The sequence below is a fragment of the Acidovorax sp. FHTAMBA genome, assembly GCF_038958875.1.
In the GTDB taxonomy this organism is placed as follows: domain Bacteria; phylum Pseudomonadota; class Gammaproteobacteria; order Burkholderiales; family Burkholderiaceae_C; genus Acidovorax.
On the sequence record NZ_CP152407.1, the window covers coordinates 61,269 to 75,212 of the forward strand.

Sequence of the window (13,944 nt, forward strand, 5' to 3'; positions counted from 1 at the left end):
CCTCCAAGGGAAGACCCAAGCACGCGCCGGGTGTTAGCGCAACGCTGAACCAGGCCCTCACGCGCCAGGCGCCCTGCAGCAACCGAACCTTCAAAAATATGCATCAAAAACGGCTCTGGCGCTTATCCATCAAGCGCCAATAGCTACATTTTTGATAGCGAATGACGCTGAAACAGCGGGCAAGCGCCCGCCGTGTCTCAGGCCACCTTGCGCGTTGCGGTGGCGCCGCTGCGCCACTGGGCCATCAGGCCGTCCCACTTGGGGCGTGCCGCTTTCAGGTGGCGCTCCTTCACGTGGCCATAGCCCCGGATTTCTTCGGGGATGCGGGCAATCTCTGCCGCAAGCGCCAGGTTGTCGGCATTCAGGCGGGCCAGCAGCTCATCGATGCAGGCGCGGTATTCCACGATCAGCGCGCGCTCCATGCGGCGCTCCTCGGTCTTGCCGAACACATCGAGCGCCGTGCCGCGCAGGCCTTTCATCTTCGCCAGCAGGCCGAAGGCGCTGCGCATCCACGGGCCAAACGGCTGCTTGACCAGCTCGCCCTTGTCGTTCTTCCTGGCCGTCAGGGGCGGCGCCAGGTGGTGCACCAGCTTGTAGTCGCCTTCGAACATGTTCGCGATCTTGTCCGTGAAGGCCTGGTCGATGTGCAGTCGCGCCACTTCGTACTCGTCCTTGTAGGCCATGAGCTTGAACAGGTAGCGGGCCACGGCCTCGGACAACTTTGTGCTGGTGCCCAACTTGGCTTCTGCCGCCTTCACCTTCTCGACAAAGGCCTGGTAGTCGGCGGCGTAGGCGGCGTTCTGGTAGCCGGTCAAAAACTCCACGCGCTTGGCGACCATCTCCGACAGCGACGGCTTCTTCACGAACTGGATCACCTGCGCCGCAGCAAACAGCGCCTGCACCGACGCCAGATCATGCGCGCAGCGGCGGCCCCATTCGAAGGCGGCCTTGTTGTTGTCCACCTGCACGCCGTTCAATTCCATGGCGCGCATCAGCGATGGGAGCGTGAGCGGCACGCGGCCCTTTTGCCAGGCGTAGCCCAGCATCAGCGGGTTGGTGTAGATGCTGTCGCCCAGCAGCTGCGTGGCCACCTGCTCGGCGTCAAAGCTGCCCACCCCACCCGCACCCACGGCAGCGGCAATGGCGGTGTCGCAATTGGCGCCGGGGAACTGCCAGTCCGGGTTGGTCACGAACGCCGCGGTGGGCGTGCTGTGGGTGTTCAGCGCCACAAAGGTGCGGCCCGGCTGCATCACAGCCAGCGTGTACTTGTGCGCCGCCACGATGGAATCACACCCGATCACCAGGTCCGCCTTGGCGGTATCGACCTTGGTGGTGTAGATGGCTTCGGGGCGGTTGGCGATCTGGATGTGGCTCCAGGTGGCGCCGCCCTTTTGCGCCAGGCCACCGGCGTCCTGCGTGATGACGCCCTTGCCATCCAGGTGCGCCGCCATGCCCAGCAGCGAGCCGATGGTGATCACGCCCGTGCCGCCCACGCCACCCACCACGATGCCCCAGGCGCTTTCGGCCACGGGCAGCACGGGTTCAGGAATGGAGGGCAGCGCCGACAGGTCGCCCTTCTTTTCCTTTTTGGGCTTCTTGAGCTTGCCGCCCTCCACCGTCACGAAGCTCGGGCAGAAGCCGTTCACGCACGAGTAGTCCTTGTTGCAGGTGCTCTGGTTGATGCGGCGCTTGCGGCCGAATTCGGTCTCCACGGGCTCGACGGAGAGGCAGTTGGACTTGGTCGAGCAGTCGCCACAGCCCTCGCACACCAGCTCGTTGATGACCACGGTCTTGTCGGGCGTGGCCAGCGTGCCACGCTTGCGGCGGCGGCGCTTTTCGGTGGCGCAGGTCTGGTCGTAAATGATGACCGTGCAGCCCTTGATCTCGCGGAACTGGCGCTGCAGCGTGTCGAGCTCGTCGCGGTGGTGCACCGTCACGCCCTCGGCCAGCGCCACGCCGTCGTACTTGTGCGGCTCGTCGGTCACGATGATCAGCTTGACCACGCCCTCGGCCTTGAGGCTGTTCATGATCTGCAGCACCGAGTGGCCTTCGGGACGCTCGCCGACCTGTTGGCCGCCGGTCATGGCCACCGCGTCGTTGTAAAGCACCTTGTAGGTGATGTTGGTGCCTGCAGCGATGCTTTGGCGAATGGCCAGGAGCCCACTGTGAAAGTACGTGCCGTCGCCCAGGTTGGCGAACACGTGCGCGTCGGTGGTGAACGGCGCCTGGCCCACCCAGGTCACGCCCTCGCCGCCCATTTGCGTGAAGGTGCTGGTGTTGCGGTCGGGCATCCAGTTGGCCATGTAGTGGCAGCCAATGCCAGCCACGGCGCGCGAACCCTCGGGCACGCGGGTGCTGGTGTTGTGCGGGCAGCCGCTGCAGAACCACGGGGCACGCTCGCCGGTGTCCACCTTCAGCTCCGTCATGGCGCGTTCGCTGGCTTCGATGACGGCAATGCGCGAATCCATGCGCGCGATGATGTCGCTCGATACGCCCAGCTTCTTCAGGCGCTTGGCAATCGCCTTGGCGATGATGGCGGGCGTCAGGTCGGCCTTGGCACGCAGCAGCCAGTTCTGACTGGGGTTGGGCATCGACCATTCGCCGCCGGTGGCATCGCCTTCGGGCTCGTCGAACTTGCCCAGCACATTGGGGCGCACGTCGGCGCGCCAGTTGTACAGCTCTTCTTTCAGCTGGTATTCGATGACCTGACGCTTTTCCTCCACCACCAGGATCTCTTGCAGCCCTTGCGCGAAGTCGCGCGTGATGGTGGCTTCGAGCGGCCACACCACGTTGACCTTGTGCACGCGGATGCCCAGCTGGCGGCAGGTGTCGTCGTCCAGGCCCAGGTCCACCAGCGCCTGGCGTGTGTCGTTGTAGGCCTTGCCGCTGGCAATGATGCCGAAGCGGTCGTTTTGGCCTTCGATGACGTTGTAGTTGAGCTTGTTGGCGCGGATGTACGCCAGGGCCGCGTACCACTTGTAGTCCATGAGGCGCGCTTCCTGCTCCAGCGGCGCATCGGGCCAGCGGATGTGCAGGCCGCCCGGCGGCATCGCGAAGTCTTCGGGCATCACAATCTTCACGCGGTCGGGGTCGATGTTGATGCTGCTGGAGGACTCCACCACCTCCTGGATGGTCTTCATGCCCGACCACACGCCCGAGAAGCGGCTCATGGCAAACGCGTGCAGGCCCATGTCCAGAATCTCCTGCACGCTGCTCGGGAAGAACACCGGCAGCCCGCAGGCCTTGAAGATGTGATCGCTCTGGTGCGCGGCGGTGGACGATTTGCTGATGTGGTCGTCACCCGCAATGGCAATCACGCCACCGTGCTTGGCGGTGCCCGCCATGTTGGCGTGCTTGAACACGTCCGAGCAGCGGTCCACGCCCGGGCCCTTGCCATACCAGATGCCAAAGACGCCGTCGAACTTCTTGCTTTGCGGGTACAGGTCCAGCTGCTGCGTGCCCCACACGGCCGTGGCGCCCAGTTCCTCGTTCACGCCGGGCTGGAAGACGATGTTGTTGGCGGCCAGGTGCTTCTTGGCGGCCCACAGCGCCTGGTCATACGTGCCCAGCGGAGAGCCCCGGTAGCCGCTGATGAAGCCGGCGGTGTTCAGGCCCACCATGGCATCGCGCTGGCGCTGCAGCATGGGCAGGCGGACCAGGGCCTGCACCCCGCTCATGAACGCCCGGCCGTGGTCCAGCGCGTATTTGTCGTCGAGCGTGACGGTCTCGAGGGCCTTGCGAATGTGTTCCGGCAATGGGGCGTTCATGGCTATGTCTCCAATGGCTTTTTTTGGGGGATGTGCGCCTTGTGGGCGCACCTGGGCAGCGCAACACGGCCCGTTTAGGGCTGCCGCACTAGTGTGCAGAGAAGTGTATGTCTGCGTCGCTGATATGTCTTTGCGTTCTGTGCCGTGTTTAGGCTATTCTGAGAAAGGATCTTTCTTCTGGCAGCCATTTTGTGAACACTCTCGACAAATTCGACATCGCCATCCTCAACGAGCTGCAGGCTGACGCGCGTCTGACGAATGCCGAGCTGGCCCAGCGTGTGGGCCTCTCGGCCGCGCCCTGCTGGCGCCGTGTGCGGGCGCTGGAGGAGCAGGGTTTCATCAAGGGCTACCGCGCCGAGATCGACCGGCACAAGATTGGCCTGGGGGTGCTGGCCTTTGTGCGGCTGGATGCCGACCGCAGCACCGGCAACCTCACGCGCAAGATGGAAGAAGCCATCCGCCAGATCCCGGAGGTGGTGTCGTGCCACTACATCAGCGGCACCGGTACCTTCGAGCTGCAGGTGGTGGCGCGCGATCTGGACAGCTTCTCCCAGTTCGCACGCGATGTGCTGCTGAACCTGCCGAACGTGAAAGACATGCACACCAGTTTCTCGCTGGGCGAGGTCAAGGCCAGCAGCGCCTTGCCCCTCACGCACCTGGCCAGACCACGATCCTGATTGCTATTTATTTTGTAGCTGTTGGCGCTTTCTGAATAAGCGCCAGAACCTGTTTTGACCATGTTTCTCGATGGGCAAACCATGCCCATGACCCGGTCCGGGTCGCCCCCGGCGCGGCTGCGCTGCACGGCAAGCCGTCGCACAATCGGCGGACATGCCCCCATTGCCGTCCCACGAAAGCACGCGCAGCGTTGCACCTCCGCCTTCGCCTGACCACCCGGCGCAGGACCCGGCCGCAGACCGCGCCGCCCCCTCCCAGGGCAACGACGCCACGGTGAGCGCACAGCTGGAAGAAGGCGCGCCCGCAGCCACCGCCACCACCCCCGCTTCCGCCTCGCTCTCGCCGCTCGCCCCCCTGTCCGTCCCCGTGTTCCGCATGCTGTGGCTCACCTGGGTGGCGGCCAACACCTGCATGTGGATGAACGACGTGGCGGCCGCCTGGCTCATGACCACGCTGACCACCTCGCCCATCCTGGTGGCGCTGGTGCAGTCGGCGTCCACGCTGCCGGTGTTCCTGCTCGGCCTGCCCAGCGGGGCGCTGGCCGACATCCTGGACCGGCGGCGCTACTTCATCGCCACGCAGTTCTGGGTGGCGGCCGTGGCGGTGGTGCTGTCGATTGCCATCGTGTCGGGCGGCATGACGGCCCCGCTGCTGCTGGCGCTCACCTTTGCCAACGGCATTGGCCTGGCCATGCGCTGGCCGGTGTTTGCGGCCATCGTCCCGGAGCTGGTGAGCCGCCCGCAGCTGCCCGCCGCGCTGGCGCTCAACGGCGTTGCCATGAACGCCTCGCGCATCATCGGCCCCTTGCTGGCGGGCGCCATCATCGCCAGCGCGGGCAGTGCCTGGGTGTTTGTGCTCAACGCGGTGCTGTCCGTCATTTCCGCCTTCACCATCATGCGCTGGAAGCGCGTGCACACGCCCAGCCCGCTGGGCCGCGAGCGCCTGACCAGCGCCATGCGCGTGGGCCTGCAGTTTGTGCGCCAGTCGCCGCCCATGCGGGCGGTGCTGTGGCGCATCTCCATCTTCTTTCTGCATGCCACCGCGCTGCTGGCGCTGCTGCCGCTGCTGGCCAAGGGCCTGGACGGCGGCGATGCCGGCACCTTCACGCTGCTGCTGGCCAGCATGGGGGCGGGCGCCATCACGGCCGCCATGTTCCTGCCGCGCCTGCGCCAGGCCATGGCGCGCGATGCGCTGGTGATGCGCGGCACCATGCTGCAGGCACTGGCCACCGCGGCGATGGCCGTGGCGCCCAACGTGGTCGTGGCGGTGCCCGCGATGTTCGTGGCGGGCATGGCGTGGATCACCACGGCCAACTCGCTCTCGGTGTCGGCCCAGCTCGCGCTGCCCAACTGGGTGCGGGCGCGCGGCATGTCGATCTACCAGATGGCCATCATGGGCTCCACCGCCCTGGGCGCCGCCGTGTGGGGCCAGGTGGCCACGGTCAGCGATGTGCACCTGAGCGTGGGCATCGCTGCCGCCACGGGCGTGGTGGCGATGGCGCTGGTGCAGCGCCTGGTGGCCGACCGCAGCATGGAAGAAGACCTGAGCCCTTCGCGCGCCTTCAAGGCGCCCGTGGCCGAGGTGCCACCGGGCGCGGGCCACCTGGTGGTCACCATCGAGTACTTCATCGACCCCGCCCGCGCCGACGAATTTCGCGCCGTGATGCAGGAAAGCCGCCGCAGCCGCCTGCGCCAGGGTGCCCTGGGCTGGCAGCTGCTGCACGACATCAGCCAGCCCGCGCGCTATGTGGAGCGCATCGAGGACGAGTCGTGGACCGAACACCTGCGCCGCTTTGACCGCGTGACCGCCTCCGACGTGGCGCTGCGCGACCGCAAGCTGGCCTTCCACGTAGGCGATGCGCCGCCGCGGGTGACGCGGTGGGCGGTGGAGTAGGCGCCTGCGTGCGCGGGGCCTTCCCCGGCTTCGCCTACCATGGCGGCCTTCCCAGCCTGACCGCGCGCCCCTGGCGGGGCCGCTTCTTTCGCATGCCGAGCTATTTGCGTTCTGTCCTCTGGACACTGGCCCTTGGGGCCCCTGCCATCCACGCTGCAACCGCCGACCCCGCCCTGCTCGGCTGCTGGCGCGCCGCCAAAATTGTGTTGACCACGCCGGAGGGCGAAAAAGCCGAGGACACCTCGGGCCGCTGCACGCTGCGGTTTCAGGAAGACCAGTTCGAATCGATCTGCAAGACCACCAGTGGCACGGCAACCACCACCTACCGCTACCGCATTGCGCGCCCCCAGGTGTACGCGGCAACCATGGCGGCCAGCACGTTCAAAACGGAGATGGTGGGCTCGACGCGTGAATACGAATACCGCATCGACGGCGACCAGCTGCGCACCGTGACGGTGCCCCCGTCCATGGCCTTCGCTGCCGCGGCGTCGGCGCCACGGGTAGAGACCGAAGCGGTCAGGGCGCCGTGCCCCTGAGGGCAGCATTTGCTATTAATTCAATAGCTGTCGGCGCAATACCATCAGTCGCTGGCGGCCTGTTTCATCTTATTTTTTACGCCGACGTCGGGCGGTGCGCTGCGGCCCGGTCCGCAAAGCTGCGCTGCAGGATGCCCATCAGCATGGTGCGCAGCAGCGTCTGCACGGCCTCATCGCCCGGCGCGCCGTTTTTCAGCGCGCTGGCCAGGGCAGCCCCGTGTGCAGCCACGGTGCCCGTCACCTCGGCGGCCCAGCGCGATGCCAGCTGCATGGCTTCATCGGGCGGCACGCGCTGCTGGTGAGCGATGACGAGGTAGTGCGTACACGCCACCTCGGCGGCATGGTGCAGCAGGTCCTGCCGCCCTTCGTCTTTCTTTTGCAGCGCGCGCACCACCCACGCCGTGGTACCGCCCAGCAGCGCGCCCAGGGCGGTGCCTGCGCCCAGGGTGAGGCCGCCCGTGCCCACGTCGATCAGGGCACCGGCCTTGGCGCCGGCCGCAGCCCCTGCGGCGGCCCCGGCGGATGTGCCCACGGCCAGGGCCGTGCTGTCCGCGCGGCGCACCAGCGGCAGGCGCTGTGCCGGGTCGGCCGGGGGCGCCAGGCGCTGCAGGGGTGCTGCAGGCGCGCCATGCAGGGTGCGCAGCGTGGCTTCCAGCGTTTGCACGCGCTGTGCGTACTGCGCGGCGGCAGCTTCCGGCGCCAGGCTGTGCAGGGCGGCACAAGCCTGCAGGTGCTGCGCCAGTGCCTGCAGGGCCTGGCCAAAACGCTGCTCGTTGCGCTCGACCCAGGCGGCCCGCAGGCGGGCCAGGGCGTGGTGGTGGGCGGGCAGGGCCGCGTCCAGACTGTCGAACAGGGCGGGCTCCAGCACCCAGCTGGCGCCAAAGTCGTCCCACCGCAGTGCCAGGCGGGGGGCAGCCTGCCAGGCGGGGGGTGGTGGGCTGGCGGCCCAGGCCAGCACGGCATCCACCGGCTGCGCCGGGTCTTCGGCAAACCCCAGCCGGTCGCCCTGCGGGGTTTGCAGGCCAGCGCCCAGCAGCACCTGCACTTCGCCCTGCGGGCCGTGCAGGCCGATCACCAGGTCGCCCGGCAGGCTGGCGCGCAGCGCATCGAAGGCGGGGCCCTGCGGGTCGATGTGGCCCTGCCACCGGTGTTCACGCCAGCGCGCCCAGGCCGCCAGCGCCAGGCGCGGCAGCACCACGGCCAGCAGCAGCAGGCCCACGTACATCCCCACCCAGCGGCTGCCACCCATGCCGCTTTCCCCCGCAAAGTTTTGCGTGGCGGCGATCTCCTGCAGCGTGAAGGGCGTCAGACCCGTCAGCAGGGTCAGCGGTGCAAACAGCACCGAGACAATGGCGTGCACCTGGGCTGCGTCGAGAAAGGTGCTCTCCCAGCCGAACTGGTAGCGCACCACCAGCCCGCGCAGCAGCAGCGACAGCGCAATGCCTGCGCCCCAGGCGGCGGCGCACAGGTGCAGCACGCACGCTGTGCGCTGCTGCAGCAGGTCGCCCGCATGGGCCCACCAGCGCCGGTGGAAGTCGGCCGCGATGCGCGCCGAGAGCCCGCGCCCCCGTCCGGCCTGGCCGAAGAAGTCCCCCAAGGGGTGGCCGAGCGGGCGCAGCGCCTGTTGAAGCCACGCACCGGGCGGCGAAGAAACCGATCTGCGCCCTGCGCGCCAGGCAATCAGCAGGTAGGCGGCAACGTTCCAGGCCAGCACGGTGAGCAGCGGCGGCGAGAGCAGGTCCACCCGGTGCGCGTTGCTGATGCGGTCTATCGCCAGGCCCAGCAGCAGCGCCGCCAGCGGCAGGCCGCGCGCCACCCAGGGTGCGAGCCCGCCACGTTCGCCATGGCCGGGCTGTGGGTTCAGTGCGGCAACGGTGCTGTCGCGGCCGCTGGCGTGCTGGGCGATGGTGGTGGCGCGATCGAGCATCACCTCGGCCACCCCCACGCGCGGCACACTGCGCGCCCGGGCGGCGGCCACGGCATGGCGCGTGGCCTCCTGCAGCTCCACCGCGCTGACCAGCGTGTGCCCCGCGTCTGCGTGCTCGATGGCCTGCGCGAGCAGCACGGTGCGCAGCTGGGGCTCGGTCACGCGCATGAGTGCTCCTGTTTCAATAGCTATTGGCGCTTATTGGATAAGCGCCAGAGGCTGTTTTGACCATTATTTTGGCCACAGTGCCCACAGCCGCAGGTTCTGCTTGAGCCGCCCGGCAATGTCGCCCGCCTCGGGGCCCCAGCCGGTGAAGAAGTCCGCCCGCACCGCGCCCACGATGGCACTGCCCGTGTCCTGCGCCAGCACCAGGCGGTTGAGCTGCACCTGCGGCCCGCTGGAAGCCAGCCACACGGGCGTGCCGTAAGGAATGCTCTGCCGGTCCACCGCGATCGAGCGCCCGGGGGTGAGCGGCACGCCCTGCGCCCCTCGGGGGCCAAAGCCGGCGTCCATGCCCACCAGGGGTTCCTCCTTGAAGAACACGTAGCGCGGGTTGGTCCACATCAGTTCGTTGGTGCGCTGGGGGTTGGCCGCCAGCCAGGCGCGGATGCCGGGCCAGGTGGCGTCGCGGGTGTAGCCCTGGTCCAGCAGCCACCGGCCGATGCTCCCATAAGGCTGGTCGTTGGTGGCGGCATAAGCCACGCGCACCACCGACACCGAACCATCGGCCTCGGTAACACGCAGGCGGCCCGAGCCCTGGATGTGCAGCACCATCGATTCCACCGGGTCGCGCAGCCACGCAATGGCGCGGCCCGCCAGCGCGGCCTGCGCCTCGGGCAGGGTCTCGATCTGCTGGCGGGTATACCAGGGCTTGCGCGCGCCCAGGCTGGCCGGCACGCGGTAGATGGGCACCGTGAAGCCGTTGCCGGGCAGGCGGCTGGCTTCCATCATCGGCTCGTAGTACGCCGTGAGCAGCCCTTCGGCGTTGCCATCGGCCGCCTCCACCCGATACGGCTGCAGCCGCGCAATGAGCCAGGCGCGCTGTTCGTCGGTGGTGGCAATGCTGAGCTGGCGCACCTCGCTGCACAGCGCAGTGAAGGGCGGCTGGGGGCGTTCGCAACTCTTGATCCAGGCGTTCCATGCCTCGTGCAGCGCATCGTCGGCAAAGCCCGGCAGCTCGGCCCAGCGCACGGGCATCCAGCGGCTCTTGGGCTGCGCCATCGGGGGGGGCAGCGGGCCGGTGTCGCCGGGCAGCACCACCGAGGCGGGGGGTGGCGGCGCGGGGATGGCCCCGGGGCGGGAGGGAATTGGGGCCGGGGGCGTGGAGCAGGCAGCCAGCGTTCCTACAATCAGCGCCGTTCCCACAGCGCGCAGGAGTGTCAATTTCATGGGTCTGATTTTGCTTGAAGCGCTGCTTGCGCTGGTGCTGCTGGTGGCCATCGTGTGGTGGACCATGTTTTCGGGCCGCAAGGGGGGTGAACTGCCGCCGCCGCAGGCGCCGGCGCCCCCTCCTTCGGCACCCCCGGTGCCAGTGACAAAAGCCCCCCCACCGGCCCCGAACAACGATTAAACAGCGCCCCGTCCTACACCCGGTGTGCAAATGGACCGATGGCGGCATGCTCTGCCCGGCAACATGATGGCGGTGAGCCGGGGCTCGGGCAAGGCCCGCAGTGCGCGGCTGACCTGAATCTATCCAAGGAGCACACCATGCGCAAAACCATTCTTCTCGGCAGCACTGCCGCCCTTCTTCTTGTTACCGGCTGCGCCAGCATGGACGACACCCAGCGCCGCACGGCCACAGGCGCCGGCGTGGGCGCCCTGGCGGGTGCCGTCATCGGCTCGGCCACAGGCGGGAATGCCGGCACGGGCGCGGTGGTGGGTGCGGGTGTGGGCGCCCTGGGCACCTACATCTGGTCGCAGAACATGGAACGCCAGAAGCGCGAAATGGAGCAGGCCACACGCGGCACCGGTGTCGGCGTGACGCAGACGGCCGACAATCAGCTCATGCTCAACATCCCGAGCGACATCTCGTTTGCCGTGGGCCGCTCGGACATCCAGCCCAACTTCGCCCCCGTGCTCGACCAGTTCGCCATGGGGTTGCGCAACAACCCCAGCACCGACGTGCGCATCGTGGGGCACACCGACAACACCGGCAGTGACGCCATCAACAACCCGCTCTCGGTGGACCGTGCTGCCAGCACGCGCAGCTACCTGGTGGCCCGGGGCGTGGATGGCCGACGCATTGCCATCGACGGCATGGGTGAGCGTTACCCCATCGCCAGCAACGACACCAACGATGGCCGCTCGCGCAACCGCCGGGTAGAGATTTTTGTGGGCGAGCGTCCACGTTAAGCAGCCTCAGCCGGAGCGCCGCCCGCACGGTGGGCGCGCCTACGGGCCTGCGCGCAACAGGTTCGCCAGTTCTACGGCCGATTTGACCTGCATCTTGTCAAACACCCGTGACCGGTGAACCTCCACCGTGCGCACACTGATGACCAGCTGGTCGGCAATGAGCTTGTTGGGAAGGCCTGCCACCACCAGATCCATCACGTCACGCTCGCGGTCGGTGAGCTCTGCCAGCCGCACCTCCAGATCACTGCGCTCGCGCAGTTGCGCAAGGTGCTGGGCCGATTGCGTCAGCGCCTGCTCCACGCGGTCGACCAGCGCGTTGTCGGAAAATGGCTTTTCGCAAAAATCGAATGCGCCGCGCTTGACTGTGTCCACCGCAGTCGGCACATCGGCGTGCCCGGTCAGAAAGATGACCGGCATGGCAGCCAGGTCGCCACGCACGGCCAGCCGGTCGAACAACGCCAGCCCGCTCATGCCCGGCATGCGCACGTCCAGCAGCAGGCAGCTGGGCTGGCGCTGGGACGTGCGGCTGTTGAGCGCGGCTTCGAAGGCTTCCGCGCTTTCAAACGATTCGCTCAGGAGCCTGCGCGAGCGCAACAGCCAGGCCAAGGCTTCGCGCACGCTGGCGTCGTCGTCGACGATGTACACGGTGGCGTTGGTGATGGGCTCCATAGTTCAGCTCAGTTATCCCTGTTTTTCGACGCCCTGGTGCCGATGAAACCGGCGCACCGCAGGGTGACCCCGCCGTGCGGGCTTGCCCCAAGAATTACGGGGTTGCTGCGGGCAAGGTAAAGGTGAATACCGTACCACGCGGCTCGTGGGGCGCAAAGCCCAGGTACCCGCCGTGCTGCTCGATCACCGTGCGGCACAGCGAAAGACCCAGCCCCATGCCCTCGGTGCGGGTGGTGAAAAACGGGGTGAAGAGCTTCTCGGCCACGTCGGCGGCAATACCCGTCCCCACATCGGTGACCGCAAACTCGACCCAGCCGCTGTGCTGGTTGGATGCGGCGCGGCGCACGCGAAGATCCAGCACGCGCCGGGGCAGGGACGGGTCGTCCATCGCCTGCATGGCATTGCGCGCAAGATTCAGCAGCACTTGTTCCACCATGGTGCGATCGCACAGCACCGGCGGCAGGTGGGCTTCTACCGAGGTGTGCACGCGCACGCCAAGCTTGCGGGCCTGCAGGCTGACCAGCGGAAGGATGGCGTCGAGCAGCTGCTGCGCCTGGACGGCCTCGCGCGCCTGGTCGCGGCGGCGCACGAAATCGTGCACGCTCTTGATCACCTTGCCAGCACGCTCCGCCTGCCGCGCAATGTGCTGCATGGCCATGCGCACGTCCTTCAGCTGCCCGGCACTGGCGGCGGGGGCGTCCTCTGGTCCGGCGGCGGCAGACGCCTCCAGCAGGTTGATGGAGCCGGTGGCGTAGCTGGAGATGGCCGCCAAGGGCTGGTTCAGCTCGTGGCTGAGCAGGGAGGCCATCTCGCCCACCGTGGCAAGGCGTGCGGTGGCCTGCAGGCGTTCTTGGGACGCCCGGGAAATCTCTTCGACCCGGCGCTGCTCGCTGATATCGAGAAACGCACTCATCCAGCCCGTGTGCTGGCCCAGGGCATTGATCAGCGGGGCTTCGATGATCAGCACCGGAAAGCGTGTGCCGTCCTTGCGCATGAACTCGGACTCGAAGCCCTCGCGCGGCGGCACGGTGCCCGCAAAACGGATCGCCTGGCGCTGGCGGTATTCCTCCACCCGCTCGGGGGGCCAATAGGGCGCCGTCACGCTCTGGCCCAGCAGCTCCTGGGCGCTGAAACCCACCATGGCGCAAAAAGCCGGGTTCACATAGGTGATGCGGCCCTCCAGATCGCGGGCGCGCAACCCCGTGACCAGGGAGTCCTCCATCGCCTTGCGAAACGCGAGCGCGTCGGCCAGGTCGCGCTCTGCGCTCAGCCGCCTGCGGTTGTCGCGCACAAGAACCACCATCACCGTGACCAGTGCAATCGACATGGCCGTAACCAGCGCCGTGAGCACATTGGGGAACAGGCTGGGCGCGCTGTGCCAGGCGTCCATGCGCAGCACGAGCGTGGTGCCGGACAGATCCAGCAGCTGTTGCGCCATGAACATGCGCGAGCCCCGGCGCGCAGCGCCGAGCACGGCAAGCCGGGTGCCATCGGCTTCAGTAAACGACGCCTCTTGGTTGCGTGTGAGGCTGGGGGCCACCAGGTTGAGCAGCATGTCCTGCAGCGAGTACGTGGCCACCAGGAAGCCGGTGGTGCGCCCGCCCGAGGTCAGCGGCAGGCACAGCTCCATCATCTCCGAGCCCAGCCCGTCGCCGTAGGGCTGGAAATAGCTGCTGGAATAGGCGGGGCTGCTCAAGCGGCGCGCGTTGGCGCAGGCGATGCCCGCATCGGACTGGCTGCCGTCGCGCAGACGCAGGTCCCAGGCCACGGGGCGATACGGCGACTGGGCATGGGTGCGCACGCGCAGGTTGGCATCGCGCCACTCGATACGCACCAGCTCGCGCCGGTTGCGCAGGAGCTCGGTGGCTTCCACCTCCCAGGCCAGGTCGCCGGGCTCACCCGCGTTCAGGGCCTGCAGGCTTTGCAGGTTGCGGGTGAGTGCGACCCGGATATCCGATACGGCGTCGGCCGTATCGCGCTCCAGGCGCGACTGCACCTGGCTGGCCTCGTAGCGCCCGGCCAGCCAGACCAGCGTGGCCAGCATGGCAAACACCAGAATGCCCAGCATCGTCCACAGCGACCAGCGCCGCCATGCGCCGCGCCAGCGCCGCAAGAGGGTGCG

Annotated in this window: 10 protein-coding genes; 5 read left to right on the top strand and 5 right to left on the bottom strand. The window is 67.9% G+C overall.

Annotation, left to right across the window (positions count from 1 at the left end; translation table 11 throughout):
• Nucleotides 1–197 precede the first annotated feature (197 nt).
• Nucleotides 198–3,767 (bottom strand): indolepyruvate ferredoxin oxidoreductase family protein, encoded by a 3,570-nt coding sequence (locus AAFF19_RS00280; protein WP_342721024.1) that lies wholly within the window; start codon nt 3,765–3,767, stop codon nt 198–200.
• Nucleotides 3,768–3,958: 191 nt separating this feature from the next.
• On the opposite strand from AAFF19_RS00280, the gene AAFF19_RS00285 reads away from it, so the two are divergent.
• The 3 genes from AAFF19_RS00285 to AAFF19_RS00295 all read left to right on the top strand — a co-directional run bounded on the left by AAFF19_RS00285 (nt 3,959) and on the right by AAFF19_RS00295 (nt 6,874).
• Nucleotides 3,959–4,444, top strand: a complete 486-nt coding sequence (locus AAFF19_RS00285) for an Lrp/AsnC family transcriptional regulator (RefSeq protein ID WP_008903861.1) — start codon at nt 3,959–3,961, stop codon at nt 4,442–4,444.
• Between the two features lie 154 nt (nt 4,445–4,598).
• The gene (locus tag AAFF19_RS00290) at nt 4,599–6,338 is read left to right on the top strand and encodes an MFS transporter (protein WP_182120630.1); all 1,740 of its coding nucleotides are present in this window, start codon (nt 4,599–4,601) and stop codon (nt 6,336–6,338) included.
• A 104-nt stretch (nt 6,339–6,442) separates the two neighbouring features.
• Nucleotides 6,443–6,874 carry a hypothetical protein gene (locus tag AAFF19_RS00295; protein WP_246331064.1) on the top strand — a complete coding sequence of 144 codons (432 nt, stop codon included), beginning with the start codon at nt 6,443–6,445 and terminating at the stop codon, nt 6,872–6,874.
• 76 nt (nt 6,875–6,950) lie between these two features.
• Here the strand turns inward: AAFF19_RS00295 and AAFF19_RS00300 are convergent, their stop codons facing one another.
• Together AAFF19_RS00300 and AAFF19_RS00305 are read right to left on the bottom strand one after the other, a co-directional pair.
• Nucleotides 6,951–8,969 (bottom strand): DUF2868 domain-containing protein, encoded by a 2,019-nt coding sequence (locus tag AAFF19_RS00300; protein WP_182120628.1) that lies wholly within the window; start codon nt 8,967–8,969, stop codon nt 6,951–6,953.
• A 63-nt stretch (nt 8,970–9,032) separates the two neighbouring features.
• On the bottom strand, nt 9,033–10,256 hold the full coding sequence (locus tag AAFF19_RS00305) for an MltA domain-containing protein (protein ID WP_182120627.1): 1,224 nt from the start codon (nt 10,254–10,256) through the stop codon (nt 9,033–9,035).
• Here AAFF19_RS00305 and AAFF19_RS00310 point away from each other — a divergent pair.
• A complete protein-coding gene (locus AAFF19_RS00310) occupies nt 10,189–10,371 on the top strand; it encodes a hypothetical protein (protein WP_342721025.1) in 183 nt (60 codons plus the stop codon). The two genes, AAFF19_RS00305 and AAFF19_RS00310, sit on opposite strands and share 68 nt — an antisense overlap.
• 137 nt (nt 10,372–10,508) lie before the next feature.
• Nucleotides 10,509–11,153: an OmpA family protein gene (locus tag AAFF19_RS00315; RefSeq protein WP_342721026.1), complete on the top strand. Its 645-nt coding sequence runs from the start codon at nt 10,509–10,511 to the stop codon at nt 11,151–11,153.
• Nucleotides 11,154–11,192: 39 nt separating this feature from the next.
• On the opposite strand, the gene AAFF19_RS00320 is transcribed toward AAFF19_RS00315, so the two are convergent.
• Nucleotides 11,193–11,822 (bottom strand): response regulator, encoded by a 630-nt coding sequence (locus tag AAFF19_RS00320; RefSeq protein WP_342721027.1) that lies wholly within the window; start codon nt 11,820–11,822, stop codon nt 11,193–11,195.
• A gap of 94 nt (nt 11,823–11,916) precedes the next feature.
• Entirely contained in the window at nt 11,917–13,890 is a 1,974-nt protein-coding gene (locus AAFF19_RS00325; RefSeq protein WP_342721802.1) for an ATP-binding protein, read from the bottom strand.
• Between the last annotated feature and the right edge of the window lie 54 nt (nt 13,891–13,944).